The sequence below is a fragment of the Cupriavidus oxalaticus genome (assembly GCF_016894385.1).
GTDB classification, from domain to species: domain Bacteria; phylum Pseudomonadota; class Gammaproteobacteria; order Burkholderiales; family Burkholderiaceae; genus Cupriavidus; species Cupriavidus oxalaticus.
The window spans coordinates 2,075,347-2,096,904 of the sequence record NZ_CP069812.1 but is presented as its reverse complement, the minus strand read 5'-3'; the positions used below and the strand labels follow the sequence as shown (position 1 = coordinate 2,096,904).

The window sequence follows — 21,558 nt, the reverse complement described above, 5'->3', positions numbered from 1 at the left end:
CAGGTCTCCGGCTAGCGCTCGTCGGCGAAGACGAAACCATGCCGCCTGGCCCACGCCTCGCCGGCATAGGTGCCGTGCTCCGCCGGCTGTCCGGCCGGCGCCGGGCGATAGGCGTGGTGCGATTCGTCGGCGCGCAGGGCGGGGTCATTCAGTGCCGCCTTCTGCCCGGGCGGAATCGGCAGCGGCTCTCCGGTCAGCGGATCGGTGTAGGCCGACAGGGACAGGACGAAGTAGGACAGCGCCCAGCGGTCCTCCTCGGACACCGTGTCGCTGAACGACGGCATCGGCGTGCCCGACAGGCCCGTGCTGATGGTGCGGAAGATGTCCTTTACCGAGGCCCCGGACTTGAACTGGCCGGTGGTCAGGTTGGCCGGCGGGATCGGGAAACCGAAATCGTCCTTGAGCCCCGCTGCCTTCTCCCCGTCGCCCTTGCCGCCGCGGCCGTGGCATTCCCAGCATTTGGCGCGGTCCCAGGCCTGCTTGCCGCGCTGGATGGTTTCGGCCGACGGCTTGGGCGGCACCCCGATGAAGATCGGCGCCAGCGGCGGCTCTTCGAGGAAATAGTAATAGGGCTTGTCGGGGTTGCTGCGGTCGGCCGCCAGCACGTACTTGATGTACTGGATCACGGCCAGCCGGTCCTTTTCCGGCAGTTCGTGCCAGCTGGGCATCGCCGTGCCGCGCACGCCGCGCGTGATGGTGCGCAGCAGGTCGCCGTCGTCCGGCATGGAGCCTGACGGCGTGAGCCGGAACTTGAACACGCCCAGCGTGAAGTTGCGCGGGCGATCCTGCTGCATGAAGGCGGCCGCCGGCCCGTTGCCGTCGCCCTTGACGCCATGGCAGCCCAGGCAGCGGCGCTCGTACACGTTCTTGCCGTGCGCGATCCATTCCTCCGAGCGCGGCAGGCTGGTCTGCGATGCTTCCATCTGCTGGGGCTCGAAGCGGTCGCGCCACTTGCCGCGGTTGGTGCCGAGCTTCTGCAGGTAGGCCACCAGCGCGCGCAGGTCTTCGGTGTCCGCGATCAGGATCACGGTCTCGCCTTCGAATTCCTTGTTCGGGGTCAGGATCACCGGGTACTTGCCGCGTTCCGGCACATAGAGCAGGCCGGCCGAATTGGGGGTCAGCGCGATGGTTTCGCTGCTGCCGAAATCGAACAGCAGCCGGGTCTCGGGCGTGTTCTCGATGGTGCGGCGGCTCTGCGGGTCGGTCACCAGCTTCGCGGTATGCGGCCCGGAGAACAGCGCGGAGAAGCGCGGCATGATCGAGTCGGGCGAGAGCATGCGCGGATCCCAGAAGTGCGCCAGGTGCCAGGCGTCGCTGTACTTCAGCCCGACGCGCGACAGGTCGGGGCCGATGCGGCGGGTCGAGAACAGGTGCGGCAGGTCGAAGGCGTATTCGCCGGCCTGGGACACCGGGCCCCAGCGCCGGGTCTCGCCAGTGACGGGGCGCACGAACTGCGAATGGCAGTACCAGCAGCCTTCGCGCGTATAGACTTCGCGGCCGCGCAGCTGCAACGGGGAGTAGTCGGTGGCACGAGCCTCGGTCCACTTGAGCTCGCCCAGGTCGGTGCGCACCACCTGGGTGACCTTGTCGGTGCGCGACTGCGGCTCCAGCATCGGCAGCACGCCCTGCACGAAGGCCGCCAGCGAGATGCAGCCGAAGCCCGCGACCAGGGCATAGTAGCGCAGGCCGTAGCGGCCGTCCGGGCGGCGCCGGGTCATGTCGACGCCCCTCGTACGGCACCGGCCGCGCCCGGTGCCGTGGCCGGCTCGGCCGAGAGCGCGGTGCGCATCAGGTTATAGACCAGCAGCGACATGCCGATGTCCATCGAGATGCCGGCGATGGTGCGCACCAGCCAGTAGGGCCGGATCGCCACCAGCGAGTCCAGCCATTCCACGCCCGCCATCAGCATGTAGCCCTGCTGCAGGCCGGCCATGGTCAGGTCCAGTCCCATCAGGCTGATGCCGAAGGTGATCAGCCAGAACGACCAGTTGCCCAGCCTGGGCGACCAGAGCGGCCGCTTCACCAGCTTGGGCAGCACATAGATGGTGCCGCCGATGGCCCACACCACGAAGGTGCCGAACACCGTCAGGTGCGAGTGCGAGATGACGAAGTCGCTGAAGTGCGTGGGCTGCTGGATCGAGCGCAGCGCCTCGGTGGAGCCCTGGAAGCAGCCCACCAGGTACATCAGCGAGCCCATGATCAGGAACTTGGCGGTCAGGTTCTGGGTGAAGGTGTGCCAGCGGCCGATCATGGTGCCGAAGAAATTCTGCAGCACCGTCCAGACCGGCACGATCAGCAGCATCGAGGTAATGATCGCCAGCGTCTCGGCCCAGTCGGCGATGGGGCTGTACAGGTAGTGATGGATGCCGACGAAGGGGTAGAACAGGGCCAGCGACCAGAACCCCACCAGCGACAGCTTGTGGCTGTAGACCGGGTTCTGCACGCTCGCCGGCAGGAAGTAGTAGATCAGCACGTAGCCCGCCGGCGTGATCCACAAGCCCACGATGTAGTGGATGAACAGGCCGTGGAAGGCGGCGCTGTTGATGCCGGTGATGGCGTAGGGCAGGATGAAGCTGCCCAGCACCAGGTTCATCACGGTCCAGACAAAGGCGCCGATCAGGTACCACACCGCCACGTAGAGCTGGGGTTCGCGCCGGTGGGCGATGGTCATCAGGAACTGCACGGTCGTGACCGAGACCACGAAGAAGATCACCGCGTCGATCGCCAGCGGGAACTCGCCGGCTTCCAGTCCCTGGTTGTAGCCGAGCATCAGCGACGCCATCCCGGCGATCAGTCCCAGGTTCCAGATCCACACCAGCCAGTGCCCCCAGTGGCCCTTCCAGACCGGCACGCCGCACAGGCGCGGCAGCAGGTAGTGGCACAGCCCGATGAACAGCGTGGAGAAGGCGCCGAAGATCACGCCATTGACATGCATCGGCCGCAAGCGGCCGAAGGTGAGGTATTGCGAGGTGCCCAGGTAGTCGGGGAAGTTGAACAGGCTGGAGATGGTCACGCCGATGCTGGGCGTGAACATCAGCCAGAACAGTCCCCAGTAGAGCCACTTGAGGACAAGCCCGCGGTCGATCAGCGAATCCAGGTCGGGAAAGGCCTCGGATGCGGCCGATGTCGCGCGGGCGGCGGTCATATCCTTGCTCCGTTGGTTCCGTCAGCAGGGCGGCGGCTCAGTGCCTGCCGGGGTCCAGCTTGCTGTTGCGGTTCGAGTAGTACGTGTAGGCTTCGAGCGCTTTCATGGCCGGCCCGTTGGGGTCGATCTTCTCGCCTTCATTGGGCTTCTCGATGCACCAGTTGATCATGTCGCGCAGCGTGGCGAATTCGTTCATCTGCTCCTGGAACTTGGGGAATTCGTGCGGATGCGTGTCGGAGGCAAAGGGGTGGCACATGGCGCAGGCCATGCCGGTGTTCGAGAGCTTGACGTTCAGCTGTTTCTCCGTGGCGGCGTCGCCGTGGAACAGCAGGTCGCCAGTCCTCACCTGTTCCATGAAGACGTCCTCGAACGCCTTCAACTGTTCTGCGGTGTGGGGTTCTTTGTGTGCCATCGGCTGGTCGCTGTCATAGCCGACCAGCAGCAGCACGGCGACGCCCGCCGTCAGGGCGCGGGCATGCCATTTGTCGTTTTTCATCATGTCTCTCCTCACGCATTGCTGCGCCGGATGAGGGGCCGGCCGGACTAGATCCGGTCGGCGATGCGCGGGCTGAGGACCTGGTTGCGGTTGTCCTCGGTGCCGGAATCCGCCGGCTGGTCGGCGAACACCGTCTTGCGCCACATCTTGTACTCGTTTTCCACCCGTCCCTGCGGCGTCATGGTCAGGATGCTCCAGCCCACGCCGTCGAAGTGGTCGCCCGGATCGGCGCGGACCATCGGCTTGGTCAGCAGCGGCACGCCTTCCGGCGCATACGGCCACGGCCAGGAGGTGGCCAGCATGCCGATCGAGCGCACCTTGCCGATCTCGTTGTAGAGCACCTGGTGCGTATGGCCGTGGACGTTGGTGACGTTGGCGTAGGGCTTGAGGATTTCATGCGCCTCGCGCCAGTCGCGGATCCAGAAATTCCACGGCGGGTAGTACTCGTACAGCGGCGTATGGGTGAACAGGATGACCGGGCTGCTCTTGGGCCAGTTCGACAGCGTCGAATTGAGCCAGCGCAGCTGCTTCTCGCCGATGACCGACCACGCGCCGCCCAGCGTGCCGTCGAGCGTGGCCATATGGCCCATGCGTTCCTTCGGCGTCATCTTGCGCGCGGTCCAGAAGTCCGGCGCGCCGGCGATCGTGTTCAGCCCGATCACGCGCACGCCCTTGTGGTCGAAGGTCCAGGGCGAGGCGCCGAACATCTTGTTCCACGTCGAGCCCATGTCGAGATACCAGTCGTGCTCGCCGGGGATGAAGACCTTGCGGATCTTCACCTCCTTCAGCAGTTCCGAGCCGAGCTGCAGTTCGACGGGGTCGCCCAGCTGCGCCAGGTCGCCGCCGAAGATCATGAAGTCGGCCGGCGGGTTCATGGCCTGCACCTCCCTGAAGGCGCGCACGGTCTTCTCCACGAAGCGGGAGTTGAGCTCCTTGGGGTAGAGGTGCGTGTCGGAGACCCAGGCGAAGCGGAAGCTCTGGCCGGTCTGCCCGTAGGCCACGTCGAGCGTGTTCAGGAGCGGGAAAAACCCGCATGCGGCCGCGCCTGCCACGCCTTTGAACAGGGCATGGTGCAGGAAGGTGCGGCGTGTCCACACCGCGCCGCCTTCCGGGCGATCGCCCGAACCGGCGAGGGTCCGGTGCAATTCGCGTCGTTCGCTGTCGAGAGAGTTCATCTGGCGGTCCTCCGCCCCCCGGGGGGTGATGAAAGTACTGCGGCGAAGCCTGGCGCTCTATTTCTTCTTGAGTTCGATCGTCAGTTTCGCGGTCTGGCCGCCGGTGACCGTGACTGGCGTCTCGGTGTCGCCGGTGTAGTGCTGCGAGGCGACCAGGGTGTAGTTGCCGGGTGGAATGTCATCGATGCGGAAGCTGCCGTCTTCGCCCGTCAGCGCGTAGTACGGGCTGTCCGCCACATAGATGTGGGCCAGCATCCAGCCATGCGCGTCGCATTCGACCCGGACCAGCCCGGGCCGCGGCAGCTCGCGCGTGATCCTGACCCCTTTCTCGGGCAGCGCCAGGTTGAACGCGGTGCGCTGGCCGTAGAAACCGTGGGTGTTGTGCAGGACCGGATCGGAGTTGGCGACTTCCAGCTTGCCGGGCCGGATCACCTGCACCGCGGGCTTGAAGATGCAGTGTTCCTGGTCGAGCACGGGAACCTTGTCCGCCGCACCCCAGGGCTTGCCCTTGGGGACTTCCTTGAGATAGACGACGGCATCCTGGACCCCCTTGCCGGCGCCGACGCGAACCTGGGGTTCGTCGCGCGGGCCGCCGCAGACCTCGCGATCCTTGGTGGGGATGATCTTGCGGATCGGGACCGTGCCCTGGAAGGTGACCTTGCCCTCGATCTTGCCGCCGCCGCTGACCGGGGCGACTTCATAGGCAAAAACGGAAAAAACGGGAACACTCAGCAGGCTGAGTACTGCCAGTTGCAGGCAGCGAGCGTTGCGAAGAAAGGAACCCATAATGCTTCCTGCCTCCGAGCACCGCGTGGGTGGGGCACTCTTTTATTTTCCCCCGAGCGTCAAATGGCGCAAAGGCGCCATTAAAGGACATTCAGGGCACAGCCCGGAACTATCCATTTTGCCTGAATGATAGTACGCGAGTTGCCCAGCGCAAGGCGTAACTGATATCTCGTGCAAAGGCCCGGCACATCGCGCGGCCATGGCCGGGCGCCGCGGGCGCTGCTTGCCAAAGTGCATGCGGAAGCGCGTGTAAGGGACGGAAAAGCAAGGGAAATCGCCCGAAAATATGACGCGGGCGCGACCGCCAAACGGGCCGGAGAGGGCATTTGCGATGGTATGATTAGCCCCAATTCTCGGGCTTGGGGGGTATTTTGGGGCGCAGTCGTCACGCCGCGCCGGCTCCCGCATAGTCCGGCGTCTGAACACTGGCCATCGCCCATACCAGGCCCATACCAGGCCGATACCACACGAGAAACCGTGCGACTATCCTCGATCAAGCTGGCGGGCTTCAAGTCATTTGTCGATCCCACCAATTTCCAAGTGCCCGGCCAGCTGGTCGGCATCGTAGGGCCCAACGGCTGCGGCAAGTCGAACATCATCGATGCGGTGCGCTGGGTGCTGGGCGAGTCACGCGCCTCGGAGTTGCGTGGCGAGTCCATGCAGGACGTCATCTTCAACGGTTCCACCGCCCGCAAGCAGGCGGGCCGCGCCAGCGTCGAACTGGTGTTCGACAACGCCGAGGGCCGCGCCGCCGGCCAGTGGAGCCAGTACGCCGAAGTGGCGGTCAAGCGCGTGCTGACCCGCGACGGCACCTCGTCCTACTACATCAACAACCAGCCGGTGCGCCGGCGCGACATCCAGGACATCTTCCTGGGCACGGGCCTGGGCCCGCGCGCCTACGCCATCATCGGGCAGGGCATGATCTCGCGCATCATCGAGGCCAAGCCCGATGACATGCGCATCTTCCTGGAAGAAGCGGCGGGAGTATCCAAGTACAAGGAACGCCGCCGCGAGACGGAGAACCGCCTGTCCGACACGCGCGAGAACCTGACCCGCGTCGAGGACATCCTGCGCGAACTCGGCACCAACCTGGAAAAGCTGGAAGGCCAGGCCGAAGTCGCCCAGCGCTTCAAGACGCTGCAGTCCGATGGCGAAGAAAAGCAGCACCTGCTGTGGCTGCTGCGCAAGCGCGAGGCACAGGTCGAGCAGGAACGCCACCAGCGCGCCATCGAGCAGGCCCAGATCGACCTGGAAGCGCAGACCGCGCAGCTGCGCCACGTCGAGGCCGAGCTGGAAACCATGCGCGCCGCGCACTATGCCGCATCGGACGGCATGCACGCGGCGCAGGGCGCGCTGTATGAAGCCAATGCCGAGGTCAGCAAGCTCGAGGCCGAGATCCGCTACGTGGTGGAATCGCGCAACCGCGTGCAGGCGCAGATCGCCGCGCTGACCGCGCAGCGGGAGCAGTGGCAGGGCAAGGCCGAGCAGGCCACCGACGAACTGGCGCAGGCCGAGGAAAACCTGGCCGTGGCCGAAGGCCGCACGGTCGAGGCGCAGGAGGCCGTCGCGCACAAGAACGACGAGCTGCCGACGCTGGAAGCGCAGTGGCGCGATGCCCAGCAGCTGCTCAACGAGCAGCGCGCCGGCATCATGCAGGCCGAGCAGGCGCTCAAGCTCGAAGCCGCGCAGCAGCGCAGCGCCGACCAGATGCTGCAGCAGCTGGAACAGCGCCGCGAACGCCTGTCGGCGGAAGAGAAGGGCCTGGATCGTCCCGACGAGACTCGCCTGGAACAGGCCCGCGCCGAGCTGGCCGAGCAGGAAGCGCTGGTCGAGGAAGCCCAGGCCGTGCTGGCCGATGCCGAGGAAAGCGTGCCGCGCCTCGATGAAGAGCGACGCGCCGCACAGGCGCGCGTGCACAGCGAAGCCGCCGCGATTGCCGCGCTCGAAGCGCGCCTGCATGCACTGCGCCAGCTGCAGGAGAACGTGCAGACCGACGGCAAGGTGCAGCCCTGGCTGGCGAAGCACGAACTGGCCGAGTTGCCGCGCCTGTGGAAGAAGGTCCATATCGAGCCGGGCTGGGAAAACGCGCTGGAATCCGTGCTGCGCGAGAAGCTGAACGCGCTGGAAGTGTCCAACCTGGACTGGGTCAAGGCCTTCCTGAGCGACGCGCCGCCGGCCAAGCTGGCGTTCTACTCGCCCCCGGCCGCGGCCCGTCCGCTCGAAACGCCGGCGGGGCTGCGTCCGCTGATGTCGCTGGTGCAGATCACCGAGCCGGGCATCCGCGCGGTGATGCAGGACTGGCTGGCCGATATCTTCGTCGCCACCGACGTGGCGCAGGCGCTGGCCGCGCGCGGCACGCTGCCCGAAGGCGCGTCGTTCGTGGTGGCGGAGGGCCATCTGGTCGGCCGCAACGCGATCCAGATCTACGCCGCGGATTCCGAGCAGGCCGGCATGCTGGCGCGCGAGCAGGAAATCGAAAACCTGCAGAAGCAGGCGCGCGCGCAGGCGCTGCTGTCGGACGAGGCCAAGACCCAGGCCGTGCGCGCCGAGGCCGCCTACACGCAGGCCAGCCAGGCGCTGGGCGAGGCCCGCACGCGCGCCGAGCAGGCCACGCGCCGCGTGCATGCGCTGCAGATGGACGTGCTCAAGCTGTCGCAGGCGATGGAGCGCTATGCCGCGCGCAGCGGCCAGATCCGCGAGGAGCTGGAAGAAATCCACGCGCAGATCGAAGAGCAGCGCGCGATCCGCGCCGAATCCGAAGCCAGCTTCGAGCAGCACGACGCCGCGCTGGCCGAGATGCAGGCCTCGCACGAAGACCAGCAGATGGCCTTCGAGGCGCTGGACAGCAAGCTGTCGGGCGCGCGCCACCAGCTGCGCGACTTCGAGCGCGCCGCGCAGGAAGCGCTCTTTGCCGAGCGCAACCTGGCGAGCCGCATCGAAGAGCTGCGCCGCAATATCCAGGTCGCGGCCGACCAGGCCGAGCGCATCGCCGAATCGCTGGAAAACGCGCGCGCCGAGCTGGAAACCATCAACGAGCAGACCGCGCATACCGGCCTGCAGGACGCGCTGGAGCTGCGCGCCGAGAAGGAAGAAAAGCTCACCGTCGCGCGCACCGAACTCGATGCGCTGTCGGCGCAGCTGCGCCAGTTCGACGAGCAGCGCCTGGCCGCCGAGCGCAGCCTGCAGCCGCTGCGCGACCGCATCACCGAACTGCAGCTCAAGGAACAGGCCGCGCGCCTGAACCAGGAGCAGTTCAGCGAGCAGCTGACCACGGCGCAGGTCGACGAGGCAGGGCTGGCGCACAAGCTCACCGGCGACCTGAAGCCGTCATACCTGCAGGGCGAAGTCACGCGCATCAACAACGCCATCAATGCGCTGGGCCCGGTCAACATGGCCGCGCTGGATGAACTGGCGGCGGCGCGCGAGCGCAAGACCTTCCTCGATGCGCAGTCGGCCGACCTGAACGACGCCATCAACACGCTCGAAGACGCGATCGCCAAGATCGACCAGGAAACCCGTGCGCTGCTGCAGGGCACCTTCGACCAGGTCAACCACCATTTCGGCGAGCTGTTCCCGTCGCTGTTCGGCGGCGGCCAGGCGCGCCTGATCATGACCGGCGAGGAAATCCTCGATGCCGGCGTGCAGGTGATGGCGCAGCCCCCGGGCAAGAAGAACTCGACCATCCACCTGCTGTCGGGCGGCGAGAAGGCGCTGACCGCAATCGCGCTGGTGTTTGCGATGTTCCAGCTCAACCCGGCGCCGTTCTGCCTGCTGGACGAGGTGGACGCGCCGCTGGACGATGCCAACACCGAGCGCTATGCCAACATGGTGGCGCGCATGTCGGACAAGACTCAATTCGTTTTCATCTCACATAACAAGATCGCCATGGAAATGGCTCATCAACTCATTGGCGTAACCATGCAGGAGCAGGGCGTTTCGCGGATCGTGGCCGTGGATATGGACGCGGCGGTTTCGATGGCGGAGGCAGCATGAGGAGTAAGCAGGGGGGCCGCGCAGCGGGCCGTGCTGTGACCAATATGGGCGCTTTGGAGATTGCAGCATGACGCTGAACATGGACCTGCAGACCGCGCTGATCGTCGCGGGTTTGGTCTTCCTGGTGCTGCTGTTTGGCTACAACCAGTGGCAGATCCGCAAGGCGCGCCGTCCCCGCGAGCTGAGCGCCGAGGACGACCTGCCGCCGATGCGCGAGCCGGTGGTCGGCCAGGCCACCGCGCCGGAAACCGCGGCGCGGCTGCACGAGGCTGCCGCCGATTCGGTGCAGCGGCGCGAGCCGACGCTGGCGCCGGGCACGCCGGCAGCATCGTCGCAGCCCAACCACGTGGCCGCCGCTGCCGCGGCCGCAGCCAGTACCGCCGATGCCGACGAGGCCGTGGCGGAAGAAGTCGCGGTGGCTGCCGGCGTGGCACAGGCCGAGCCCACCAGCGCCGAGGGCGACGAGGGCGACGAGGGCGACGAGGGCGAGGCCGTATCCGTTCCGGCGCCGAGCCCTGCGGTGGCCGCTGCGCCGGTGCCCGCTGCGGCGCCTGCGCCCGTGCCTGCGCCTGCGCCTGCATCAGTCGCCGCTGTCCCCGATGGCCAGCCCGCGCCGGCCGTGGTCGATCCGCTGATCGACTGCATCGTGCCGCTGCACCTGGAGCGCAAGGCCTCCGGCGACCGCATCCTGCCGCTGACCGGCCGGCTGCGCCGCGCCGGCACCAAGCAGGTCCATATCGAGGGTTTGCGCGCCGAAGCCAATGCCTGGGAACCGGTCACCGCCGGCCACCAGTACGAAGACCTGCAGGTCGGCGTGCAGCTGGCCAACCGCAGCGGCCCGCTCAATGCGCTGGAGTTCTCCGAGTTCATCACGGCGGTGGAATCGCTGGCCGAGGCGCTCGACGCTTCCGCCGACCTGCCCGACATGAGCGAGACCGTGGCCAACGCGCGCGAGCTCGATGGCTTTGCTGCCGGCAGCGACGTGCAGCTGGGCGTCAACGTGATTTCCGACGGCGCGCCGTGGTCGGCCGCCTACGTGCAGAACGTGGCCACCCAGGACGGGCTGGTGCTGTCGCGCGACGGCACGCGCTTTATCCGCTACCAGGCCAATGCCGAAGGCGTGCAGCGCCCGCTGTTCACGCTGCAGTTCGGCGATACCAACTTCCTGCGCGACGACCTGACGGTCAAGTCGGGGCGCCAGATCACGCTGCTGCTCGACGTGCCGCTGGCGGACCAGGGCGCCAGGCCGTTCAAGACGGTATGCGAGTACGGCAACACGCTGGCCCAGCGCATGGGCGCGCAGCTGGTCGACGACAACATGCGTCCGCTGACCGAGGCTTCGTTCATCGCCATCTTCAGCCAGCTGGAAACCCTGTACCAGAAGCTGGAAGCGCGCGGCATGCCAGCCGGCTCGCCGGTGGCGCTGCGCTTGTTCAGCGTCTAGCCGGAGCCTGCCATGACCGCAAAACCACGCGGCGCGCAGGCTGAAGCCTCCGCGCCCGCCGGCGGCTTGCCGCCCGAAGCCGCAGCCAGGCGCGTCGCCTGGCTGCACGACGAGCTCAACCGCCACAGCTACCAGTACTACGTGCTGGACGCGCCCACCATCCCGGATGCCGAGTACGACGCGCTGTTCAGCGAACTGATGGCGCTCGAGCTGGAGCATCCCGAGCTGCAGTCGCCGGACTCGCCCACGCAGCGCGTCGGCGGCGAGGCGCTGGCCGCCTTCGACACGGTGCGCCACCGCGTGCCGATGCTGTCGCTGAACAACGGCTTCGCCGACGACGACGTGCTCAGCTTCGACCGCCGCTGCGCGCAGGGGCTGGGGCACACCGCGCCCGCGGCGGGCGAGGCCGACCTGTTCAGCGCGGCCGACGCGGTCGAGTATTCCTGCGAGCTGAAATTCGACGGGCTGGCCATGTCGCTGCGCTATGAAGACGGGCGGCTGGTGCAGGCCGCCACCCGCGGCGACGGCGAGACCGGCGAGGACGTGACCGTCAACGTGCGTACCATCAAGGCGATCCCGCTGAAGCTGCGCGGCCAGGCGCCCGCGGTGCTGGAAGTGCGCGGCGAAGTCTTCATGTATCGCCGCGACTTCGACAAGCTCAACGCGCGCCAGGCGGAAGCCGGCGAAAAGACCTTCGTCAATCCGCGCAACGCCGCTGCCGGCAGCCTGCGCCAGCTCGATCCGCGCGTCACCGCGAAGCGGCCGCTGTCGTTCTTCGCCTATGGCCTGGGCGAGCTGCAGGGCGTGGAGCGCCCGCCCACGCACAGCGCCATGCTCGACGGCTTCGATGCGCTGGGCCTGCCGGTGTGCAAGGAGCGCGCCGTGGTCAAGGGTGCGCAGGGATTGCTCGGTTTCTACCGCGATATCGGCAAGCGCCGCGACGACCTGCCCTACGATATCGACGGCGTGGTCTACAAGGTCAATGCGCTGGCCGAGCAGGACCGGCTGGGCTTTGTCTCGCGCGCGCCGCGCTTTGCGCTGGCGCACAAGTTCCCGGCGCAGGAAATGACCACCATCGTCGAGGACATCGAGGTGCAGGTCGGCCGTACCGGCGCGATCACGCCGGTGGCGCGGCTGCAGCCGGTGTTCGTCGGCGGCGTGACCGTGACCAATGCCACGCTGCATAACGAGGACGAGATCCGCCGCAAGGACGTCCATATCGGCGACACCGTGATCGTGCGCCGCGCCGGCGACGTGATCCCGGAGGTGGTGGCCGTGGTGGCCGAGCGCCGGCCGGCGGATGCGCGCGCCTTCGTGATGCCGACGGCTTGCCCGGTGTGCGGTTCGCATATCGAGCGGCTGGAAGACGAGGCGATCGCGCGCTGCACCGGCGGCCTGATCTGCGCGGCGCAACGCAAGCAGGCGCTGCTGCACTTTGCGCAGCGCCGTGCCATGGATATCGAAGGGCTGGGCGACAAGGTAGTCGAGCAACTGGTCGACCTGGGTATCGTGCGCACGCCGGCGGACCTGTACAAGCTGGGCGTGGCCAAGCTGGCGGCGCTGGAGCGCATGGCCGACAAGTCGGCCACCAACCTCGTCGCGGCGATCGAAAAATCGCGCGAGACGACGATGAACCGCTTTATCTTCGCGCTCGGCATCCGCCATGTGGGCGAGGCCACCGCCAAGGATCTCGCCAGGCATTTCGGCAAGCTCGACGGGCTGATGGCCGCCGACGAAGCCGCGCTGCTGGAGGTCAACGACGTCGGTCCGGTGGTGGCGCAATCGATCGCGCACTTCTTTGGCGAGCCGCATAACGTCGAAGTCATCGAACAACTTCGCGCCGCAGGCGTACACTGGCCGGAGAGCGAACCGGCCGCCAGGGCGCCGGCGCCGCTGTCGGGCAAGACCTTCGTGCTGACCGGCACGCTGCCGACCATGTCGCGCGAGGACGCCAAGGAATTGCTTGAAGCCGCGGGCGCCAAGGTGGCGGGCTCGGTGTCGAAGAAGACCGACTATGTGGTGGCGGGGGCCGAAGCCGGCAGCAAGCTCGACAAGGCCGAGGCATTGGGCGTGCCGGTGCTGGACGAAGCCGGCATGCTCGCGTTGCTGGCAGAAGCGGGCGCTGCGCCCGCGCAGGAATAAACCGGGGAAATAGAAACAGCCATGATCCGCGAGATTCTCAAGATGGGCGATCCGCGCCTGCTGCAGGTGGCGCGGAAGGTGGAGCGTTTCAATACGCCGGAACTGCGCACGCTGATCGAAGACATGTTCGACACCATGGACCATGCCAACGGCGCCGGGCTGGCCGCGCCGCAGATCGGCGTGGACCTCCAGGTGGTGATCTTCGGCTTCGACCGCAACCCGCGTTATCCGGATGCGCCGATGGTGCCCAAGACGGTGCTGATCAACCCCGTGCTGGAGATGCTGTCGGATGAGCAGGAAGACGGCTGGGAAGGCTGCCTGTCGGTGCCTGGCCTGCGTGGGGTGGTGCCGCGGCATGTGCGGCTGAAATACAGCGGGCATGACCTGATGGGCAACCGGATCGACCGGGTTGCCGAGGGTTTCCATGCGCGCGTGGTGCAGCACGAGTGCGACCACCTGCAGGGGATTCTTTATCCGATGCGGATCAGGGATTTTTCGCGGTTCGGGTTTACCGAGATCCTGTTCCCGGATTTGCCGGCCAATAGCGACGACTGATCGCGACGACTGATCGCTGGCGGTGGGTTGCTCCCCTCTCCCGCGCGCGGGAGAGGGGCAGGGGGTGAGGGCAGGCGCTGGCATACTGACGGCTTTACTTCGTCGATACTCCGGCCCTCACCCCAACCCTCTCCCGCAAGCGGGAGAGGGAGCACGCAATCGGTACAGATATGAGGCTGTGGCAATTTGCCAAAGTCTGTCAAAAAAAAGCGGCCATCCCGGCCGCTTTTTTCACATCAGAACTTCTCAAACTGCCCCAAAAACCGCCACTTCCCCGGCGGCAGGTCGCCCAGTACCACGCGGCCCATGCGCACGCGCTTCAGGCCAACCACTTCCAGCCCGACCTGCTCGCACATCCGGCGGATCTGGCGCTTGCGGCCTTCGCGCAGCACGAAGCGCAGCTGCTCTTCGTTCTGCCAGCTGACCTTGGCCGGCTTGAGCAGCACGCCATCCAGCGACAGGCCATGACGCAGCAGCTCGAGCTGGTCGGCCGGGAATGCCTCGCTGACATTGCGCTCGACCGCGCCTTGCGGGCCGTGCCAGACCACGCGCACCAGGTACTCCTTCTCGACGTTCGAATCCTCGCCGATCAGCGCGCGCGCGACGCGGCCATCCTGCGTCAGCACCAGCAGGCCGGTGGAGTCGATATCGAGGCGGCCGGCGGGCGCCAGGCTCTTGCGTTGCCACGGCGCGAAGCGCTTGCGCGAGGGGTCGCCTTCCCACTGGTTCTCGGCGGTGAACAGGACTGCGGCGGGCTCGTAGCCGTCCTCGGCCTGGCCGGAGACGTAGCCGACCGGCTTGTGCAGCAGCACGGTGACGCGCTCGCCCTGTTCGGAGCGCGCTTCCTGCAGGATCTCGATCTCGGCATCCGGGCGGATACGGCTGCCCAGCTCGGTCACCGGCTTGCCGTCGACCAGCACCCAGCCGCGCGGAATCCATTCATCTGCTTCGCGGCGCGAGCACAAGCCGAGTTCGGACATGCGCTTGGACAGGCGCACCAGGCCGTCGTCATGGGTAGCCTGAGGCGTGGCGTCGCGTGCGGGCTTCTGCGGGCGCGGGGCCGGTGCCTGCGGCCGGGAGGTGCCGGAGGTGCCGGCGGTGCGGATGCGGTCGGCGGCATCGCTGAAGCGGCGTGCCGGCGCCGAGCCCTCGCGGCGGCGTTCGCCGGCGGGGGCAGGGCGGCGGGGACGGTTTTCGTCGTCGCCGTAACGCCGCGGACGGTTGTCGTCATCGCCGAAGCGGCGCGGCGGCCGCGATTCATTGCCCTCGAAGCGGCGCGGACGCGCTTCGCCGCGGTCGTCGCCATAGCGGCGCGGGCGGTTTTCGTCATCGCCAGAGCGCCGCGGCGGACGCGATTCATTGCCTTCGAAGCGGCGCGGACGCGCTTCGCCGCGGTCGTCGCCATAGCGGCGCGGACGGTTGTCGTCATCGCCGAAGCGCCGCGGCGGCCGCGATTCATTGCCTTCGAAGCGGCGCGGACGTGCTTCGCCGCGGTCGTCGCCATAGCGGCGCGGACGGTTATCGTCATCGCCGAAGCGCCGCGGCGGCCGCGATTCATTGCCTTCGAAGCGGCGCGGACGGGCTTCGCCGCGATCGTCGCCATAGCGGCGGGGACGGTTGTCGTCATCGCCAAAGCGCCGCGGCGGCCGGGCTTCACCTTCGGCACGGCGCGGCCGTGCCTGGCGCTCGCCGTCAGCGGGGCGCGGCGGCCGCGGCTTGCGCACGTCGCCGCCGGCTTGCGCTTCGACTGGGGCGCGGCGGCCGTCACGCTTGCCACCGTCACTCTGCTGCGCACGCTTGATGCCTTCGGTCACGGCCCGCACGCGGTTGCGGTTCAGGTCCGAAACCCGCACCGGGCGGTTGCCGGTCTTGCGCGCGGCCGTGCCGGTATCGCTGGCGGCCTTGATGCCTAGCGTCTTGCGCTTCGGCGAATTGCTGTCGGTCATATCGTTGATGCTGTCCGCCGCCTCAGATCGCGAGGGCGGCGAGCAAGTCCTGTTCAAGCTGAATCTGCAATCGGTTGTCGGCGGCCAGGCGGCTGCCGTCTACCAGGAACACGTCTTCGACGCGTTCGCCCAGGGTGTTGATGCGTGCCGAATGCACGGACACGCGATGCCGTGCCAGTACGCGGGCGATGGCGTACAGCAGGCCGGTGCGGTCGTTGGCGGACAGCGACAGCAGGTAATACTGGCCGCGCTCGTCCGGGCGCAGATCCACGCGCGGCTTGATCGGAAAGCTGCGCGACTGGCGCGACAGGCGTCCTTGCGTCGGTTCGGCCAGCGCGCCCGGCTGGCCCAGCTTTTCGCAAAGCTCGTGTTCCACCAGCGCGATGATGTCGCGGTAGTTGCCGCGGTAGTTGTCATTACCCGCCATGCCGGGGTCCGTGACCTGGAACGTGTCCAGCGCGTAGCCGTGCCGGGTGGTGTGGATCTTGGCGTCCTGGATCGAAAACGCCTTGCGCTCGAAATAGCCGCAGATGCGCGCGAACAGGTCGGGCTGGTCCTGCACGTAGACCGCCACCTGCAGGCCTTCGCCCGCAGGCGAGATGCGTGCCTTCACCACCGGCGTGGGGCTGTCGACCTTGTCGTACAGGTGCCGCGTGAGCCAGGCGATATCGCGCGCATCATGGCGCAGGAAAAAAGCCACGTCGAGCTGCGCCCACAGCGGCTTGCCCAGCTCCGGGTCGAACGCCTTGAGCCGCAGCGTCGAGATGGTTTCTTCCTTGCGCTGCGCCCACAGCGAGTGCGAATCGACCCTGGCGCCGCCGAGCACGCGCAGCGTGATCCGGTACAGGTCCTCGAGCAGCTTGCCCTTCCACGCGTTCCAGACCTTGGGGCTGGTGCCGCGGATATCGGCCACCGTCAGCAGGTACAGCGCGGTCAGGTAGCGTTCGCTGCCGACCACGCGCGCGAAGGCATGCACCACTTCCGGATCGGTCAGGTCCTGCTTCTGCGCCACGTGGCTCATGGTCAGGTGGTGCTCGACCAGCCAGCTGATCAGGTCGGCATCTTCGCGCGCGATGCCATGCTGCTTGCAGAAGCGGCGCGCGTCGTGCGTGCCGAGCCTGGAATGGTCGCCGCCGCGGCCCTTGGCGATGTCATGGAACAGCGCCGCCACCCACAGTACCCACGGCTTGTCGAAGCTCGCCATCAGCTGGCTGCAGAACGGGAACTCGTGGGTGTGCTCGACGATGGCGAAGCGGCGCATGTTGCGCACCACCATCAGGATATGCTGGTCCACGGTGTAGACGTGGAACAGGTCGTGCTGCATCTGGCCGACGATGCGGCGGAAGTTGATCAGGTAGCGGCCCAGCACGCTGGTCTGGTTCATCAGCCGCAGCGCGTGGGTGATGCCCTGCGGTTCCTGCATGATGGCCAGGAACAGGCGGCGGTTCTCCGGGTCGTTGCGCCAGCTTGCGGTCATCACGGTGCGCGCGTTGTACAGCCCGCGCAGCGTGCGCGGCGACAGGCCTTTCACGCCGGGCGTGCGCTGGTACAGCAGGAAGGTTTCCAGGATCGCGTGCGGATCGCGCTCGTAGACGTCGTCGCTGGTGATTTCCAGCATGCCCTGGCGCTCGACGAAGCGTTCGTTGAGCACGCGCGTGACCTGCGACTCGCTCGGGAACAGCATCGCCTCGATGTTCAGCAGCAGCACGCTGTTGAGCTGCGTGACCGCCTTCGCCGCCCAGTAGTAGCGCCGCATCAGCTGCTCGCTGGCGCGCTTGTTGGTGGTCTGCCGGTAGCCGAAGGATTCCGCCAGCGCGGTCTGCAGGTCGAATACCAGCACGTCCTGGCGCCGGCCCGCCACCAGGTGCAGGCGCGCGCGGATGGTCTTGAGCAGGCGCTCGTTGCGCGCCAGCTCCTGCGCTTCGCGCTGCGTCAGCAGGCCGCGCTCGAACAGTTCTTTCCAGCTGTCGCCCAGGCCCGCGGCCTTGGTCATCCACAGGATCACCTGCAGGTCGCGCAGGCCGCCCGGGCTCTCCTTGCAGTTGGGCTCGAGCGCGTAGGGCGTGTCCTGGTACTTGGCATGGCGCTGGCGCATCTCCAGCAGCTTGGCCTGGAAGAACGCGGCCGGGTCCAGGTCGGCGAGGTAGCGCGTGCGCATCGACTCGAACAGCTTGCGGCTGCCGGTCACCAGCCGCGCCTCCAGCAGCGAGGTCCGGATGGTGATGTCCTGGCGCGCCTCGCGCAGGCAATCGTCCACGGTGCGCACGGAAGACCCGATCTCCAGCCCCAGGTCCCAGCACAGGCCGATAAAGCGCTCCAGCCGGCCGGTGGTGTCGTGGTCGGGCTCGGCGGGCAGCAGCAGCAGCACGTCGACGTCCGAAAAAGGCAGCAGCTCGCCGCGGCCGTAGCCGCCCACCGCCACCAGCGCGGCGCCCGCGGGCATCCCCAGGCCGCGCCAGGCTTCCACCAGCGCGGCGTCGACGGCGCGGCGCAGCCGCGTGATCAGCGTGCCGACGTGGGCGCTGGCGTTGAAGTCGGCAAACAGGGCCTGCTTGTCGGCTTTGAGCTGGTCGCGCACGCGCGCGGCCAGCAGCAGTTCCGGCGTGGTGTCCATGGAGAGGGCGGGGTGGTTCGTCGGCACGGCTGGAAAAATAAGGGCGCCGGTCAGGCGCCCTGGCAGGTGTGCGACCTCAGGCCGCGACGGATTCCGTAATGAAGGCCGGCGGCGCCGGGGTGCCGGCCGATACCGTCAGCACTTCATATCCGGTCTCGGTGACCAGCACGGTGTGCTCCCACTGCGCCGACAGGCTGCGGTCGCGGGTCTTGACCGTCCACTGGTCTGGCATGGTGCGGATATCGCGCTTGCCGGCGTTGATCATCGGCTCCACGGTGAAGATCATGCCGGCCTTGATCTCGGCGCCGGTGCCGGCGCGGCCGTAGTGCAGGATCTGCGGGTCTTCGTGGAAGTTCTTGCCGATGCCGTGGCCGCAGTATTCGCGTACCACGCTGTAGCCGGCGGCTTCGGCGTGCCCCTGGATGGCATGGCCGATATCGCCCAGGCGCGCACCGTGGCGCACCTGCGCGATGCCCTTCCACATGCATTCGTACGTCACCTGCGCCAGGCGCTTGGCCAGGATCGAGCCCTCGCCGGCGATGAACATGCGGCTGGTGTCGCCGTAATAGCCTTCCTTGGTGATGACGGTGATGTCCAGGTTGACCGCATCGCCGCTCTTGAGCACGCGCTCGCCGGGGATGCCGTGGCAGATCACGTCGTTGACCGAGGTGCAGATCGCGCCGGGGAAGGGCGGGTAGCCCGGGGGCGCGTAGTTCAGCGGCGCCGGCACGGTGCCTTGCACGTCACGCATATAGGCGTGGCACAGGCGGTCCAGTTCGCCCGTGGTGACGCCCGGCTGGACGAAGGGCGTGATGTAGTCGAGGACTTCGGAGGCAAGGCGGCAAGCCACGCGCATCTGGGCGATGTCTTCGGCGGTGTTCAGGTAAATGCTCATGCTGCGTCGCCAAAAGTGATGGCGGGGCCACTGGCCGCGCCGAATTCGAAAGGTCAATGTGGGATTATCGCACCATCGGAGCCTGATAGCAGCCTGTGCCGAGGCGCTTTTGGGCGGCGCGCCTCCAATGCTTGTCCCGCGGCGGGGATCTGGGCGGCTTGAGCGCCCGATGCTTTTCTTGCTAGAATAGCGGGCTGACTTGGTTGCGGCGCAGCATTGCACCCGCCAGGCCGGTATTTTGCAGCATCTGCATCTGCTGCACGGTTTCTTGGAAATCGTTTTTGGAAATCGCTGGCCCGCCTATCCGGGGTGTTCCTTTTCAGGAATGTCGGGGCGGGCTTCAGACCTAACCCTTTGGAGAATCACATGTCCGTTACCATGCGCGAAATGCTGGAAGCCGGTTGCCACTTCGGCCACCAGACCCGCTTCTGGAACCCGAAGATGGCCCCCTTCATCTTCGGTCATCGCAACAAGATCCACATCATCAACCTCGAAAAGACGCTGCCGATGTTCCAGGACGCCATGAAGTACGTGCGTCAGCTGGCAGCCAATCGCGGCACCGTCCTGTTCGTGGGTACCAAGCGCCAGTCGCGCGAAATCCTGGCTGAAGAAGCCGGCCGCGCCGGCATGCCTTACGTCGACGCCCGCTGGCTCGGCGGCATGCTGACCAACTTCAAGACGGTCAAGACCTCGATCAAGCGCCTGAAGGACATGGAAGCCGCCAAGGAAGCCGGCGCGCTGGAAACCATGAGCAAGAAGGAAGCGCTGATGTTCGAGCGCGAGATGATCAAGCTGGAAAAGTCGATCGGCGGCATCAAGGACATGGGCGGCGTGCCTGACGCCATTTTCGTGATCGACGTCGGCTACCACAAGATTGCCGTGACCGAAGCCAAGAAGCTGGGTGTGCCGGTCATCGGCGTGGTCGATACCAACCACTCGCCGGACGGCATCGACTACGTGATCCCGGGCAACGACGACTCGAGCAAGGCCGTGGCCCTGTACGTGCGCGGCGTGGCTGACGCGATCCTGGAAGGCCGTGCCAACGCGGTGCAGGAAGTCGTTGAAGCCGCCCGCGGCGGTGACGACGAATTCGTCGAAGTGCAGGAAGGCTGATAGCCTCCGGCCCGCTGCCTGAAAGGAACCCGAAAGGAACCCGATAGCGCGCACGTCAACACACGACAGGCAGGCATCGCTTGCCGCCCGGCACGCCGGGCAGCGCGCAGGGCGCAAGCCGGGGCACTTCGGCAGCAGGGCAAAAAGGGGGGCACATCTGGCGCCCCCTTTTTTCGAATTTGAATTGTTGTCATCCGCCGCAGGCAATATCTGCCGCGGGTGCGCTGTAGACCCACCGACCGGGTGCCGCGGGCAAGACTGCCGGGGCCCGGCGCGAACCATTCAAGGAGTGACAAATGGCGGCAATTACCGCAAGCATGGTTGCAGAACTGCGCGCGAAGACCGACGCGCCGATGATGGAATGCAAGAAGGCCCTGACCGAGGCCGACGGCGACCTGAACAAGGCCGAAGAGCTGCTGCGCGTCAAGCTGGGCAACAAGGCCAGCAAGGCCGCATCGCGCGTGACCGCCGAAGGCGTGGTCGCCTCGTTCATCGACGGCACCACCGGCGTGCTTGTCGAACTGAACTGCGAGACCGATTTCGTCTCCAAGAACGACGACTTCCTGGCGTTCTCGGCCAAGGTTGCCGAACTGATCGCCAAGCAGAACCCGGCCGACGTGGCTGCCCTGTCGGCGCTGGACCTCGACGGCGCCAGCGTTGAAGCCACCCGCACGGCCCTGATCGGCAAGATCGGCGAGAACCTGACGATCCGCCGCTTTGTCCGCTACGCCAACGGCGGCAAGCTGGTTTCGTACCTGCACGGCACCCGTATCGGCGTGATGGTCGAGTTCGACGGCGACGAAGCCGCCGCCAAGGACGTCGCCATGCACGTGGCCGCCATGAAGCCGGTGTCGCTGTCGGCCGAGCAGGTCCCCGCCGACCTGATCGCCAAGGAGCGCAGCATCGCCGAGCAGAAGGCTGCCGAGTCGGGCAAGCCGGCCGAGATCGTCGCCAAGATGGTCGAGGGCTCGGTGCAGAAGTACCTGAAGGAAGTGTCGCTGTTCAACCAGCCGTTCGTGAAGAACGACAAGCAGACCGTCGAGCAGATGCTCAAGGCTGCCAACACGACCGTGAAGGGCTTCACCCTGTATGTCGTGGGCGAAGGCATCGAGAAGAAGCAGGACGACTTCGCCGCTGAAGTGGCCGCCCAGGTGGCCGCTGCCCAGAAGGGCTGATGTCCGGGGCGCGCCGGCCGGCCCTTGCGGGCGGGGTCGGGCGCCTATAATGCCGCAGGGGCGCCGCAAGGTGCCCCTC

General features: G+C 67.0%; 14 protein-coding genes. 6 read left to right on the top strand and 8 right to left on the bottom strand.

Features of this window, described 5'->3' with window-relative positions:
- Positions 1-11 precede the first annotated feature (11 nt).
- The 5 genes from JTE92_RS22055 to JTE92_RS22035 are packed head-to-tail and all read right to left on the bottom strand — an operon-like array spanning position 12 to position 5,602.
- Positions 12-1,718: a cbb3-type cytochrome c oxidase subunit II gene (locus JTE92_RS22055; protein WP_063237881.1), complete on the bottom strand. Its 1,707-nt coding sequence runs from the start codon at positions 1,716-1,718 to the stop codon at positions 12-14.
- Positions 1,715-3,145, bottom strand: coding sequence for a cbb3-type cytochrome c oxidase subunit I (locus tag JTE92_RS22050; protein ID WP_063237880.1), 1,431 nt, complete (start codon positions 3,143-3,145; stop codon positions 1,715-1,717). Before JTE92_RS22050 ends, JTE92_RS22055 begins: the two co-directional genes overlap by 4 nt.
- 37 nt (positions 3,146-3,182) lie before the next feature.
- On the bottom strand, positions 3,183-3,641 hold the full coding sequence (locus tag JTE92_RS22045) for a hypothetical protein (RefSeq protein WP_063238082.1): 459 nt from the start codon (positions 3,639-3,641) through the stop codon (positions 3,183-3,185).
- Between the two features lie 47 nt (positions 3,642-3,688).
- Entirely contained in the window at positions 3,689-4,816 is a 1,128-nt protein-coding gene (locus JTE92_RS22040) for a metallophosphoesterase family protein (RefSeq protein WP_063237879.1), read from the bottom strand.
- Between the two features lie 57 nt (positions 4,817-4,873).
- On the bottom strand, positions 4,874-5,602 hold the full coding sequence (locus tag JTE92_RS22035) for a carboxypeptidase regulatory-like domain-containing protein (protein ID WP_084254488.1): 729 nt from the start codon (positions 5,600-5,602) through the stop codon (positions 4,874-4,876).
- 477 nt (positions 5,603-6,079) lie between these two features.
- Here JTE92_RS22035 and smc point away from each other — a divergent pair, with 477 nt between their 5' ends.
- From smc to def, 4 genes are all read left to right on the top strand, one after another.
- Complete coding sequence (smc, locus tag JTE92_RS22030; protein WP_063237878.1) at positions 6,080-9,595, top strand: chromosome segregation protein SMC; 3,516 nt, start codon at positions 6,080-6,082, stop codon at positions 9,593-9,595.
- A 67-nt stretch (positions 9,596-9,662) separates the two neighbouring features.
- Positions 9,663-11,039, top strand: a complete 1,377-nt coding sequence (locus JTE92_RS22025; RefSeq protein WP_063237877.1) for a cell division protein ZipA C-terminal FtsZ-binding domain-containing protein — start codon at positions 9,663-9,665, stop codon at positions 11,037-11,039.
- A 12-nt stretch (positions 11,040-11,051) separates the two neighbouring features.
- Positions 11,052-13,181 (top strand): NAD-dependent DNA ligase LigA, encoded by a 2,130-nt coding sequence (ligA, locus tag JTE92_RS22020; protein ID WP_063237876.1) that lies wholly within the window; start codon positions 11,052-11,054, stop codon positions 13,179-13,181.
- A 21-nt stretch (positions 13,182-13,202) separates the two neighbouring features.
- Positions 13,203-13,736 (top strand): peptide deformylase, encoded by a 534-nt coding sequence (gene def, locus JTE92_RS22015; protein WP_063237875.1) that lies wholly within the window; start codon positions 13,203-13,205, stop codon positions 13,734-13,736.
- Between the two features lie 236 nt (positions 13,737-13,972).
- Here the strand turns inward: def and JTE92_RS22010 are convergent, their stop codons facing one another.
- The 3 genes from JTE92_RS22010 to map all read right to left on the bottom strand — a co-directional run bounded on the left by JTE92_RS22010 (position 13,973) and on the right by map (position 19,191).
- Complete coding sequence (locus JTE92_RS22010) at positions 13,973-15,682, bottom strand: pseudouridine synthase (protein WP_063237874.1); 1,710 nt, start codon at positions 15,680-15,682, stop codon at positions 13,973-13,975.
- A gap of 22 nt (positions 15,683-15,704) precedes the next feature.
- Entirely contained in the window at positions 15,705-18,296 is a 2,592-nt protein-coding gene (locus JTE92_RS22005; RefSeq protein WP_063237873.1) for a [protein-PII] uridylyltransferase, read from the bottom strand.
- A 76-nt stretch (positions 18,297-18,372) separates the two neighbouring features.
- The gene (gene map, locus JTE92_RS22000) at positions 18,373-19,191 is read right to left on the bottom strand and encodes a type I methionyl aminopeptidase (protein WP_063237872.1); all 819 of its coding nucleotides are present in this window, start codon (positions 19,189-19,191) and stop codon (positions 18,373-18,375) included.
- Positions 19,192-19,557: 366 nt separating this feature from the next.
- Between map and rpsB the strand changes: the two genes are divergently transcribed.
- Positions 19,558-20,304 (top strand): 30S ribosomal protein S2, encoded by a 747-nt coding sequence (rpsB, locus tag JTE92_RS21995; protein ID WP_063237871.1) that lies wholly within the window; start codon positions 19,558-19,560, stop codon positions 20,302-20,304.
- A gap of 296 nt (positions 20,305-20,600) precedes the next feature.
- Positions 20,601-21,479: a translation elongation factor Ts gene (tsf, locus tag JTE92_RS21990; RefSeq protein ID WP_063237870.1), complete on the top strand. Its 879-nt coding sequence runs from the start codon at positions 20,601-20,603 to the stop codon at positions 21,477-21,479.
- Positions 21,480-21,558: the final 79 nt, after the last annotated feature.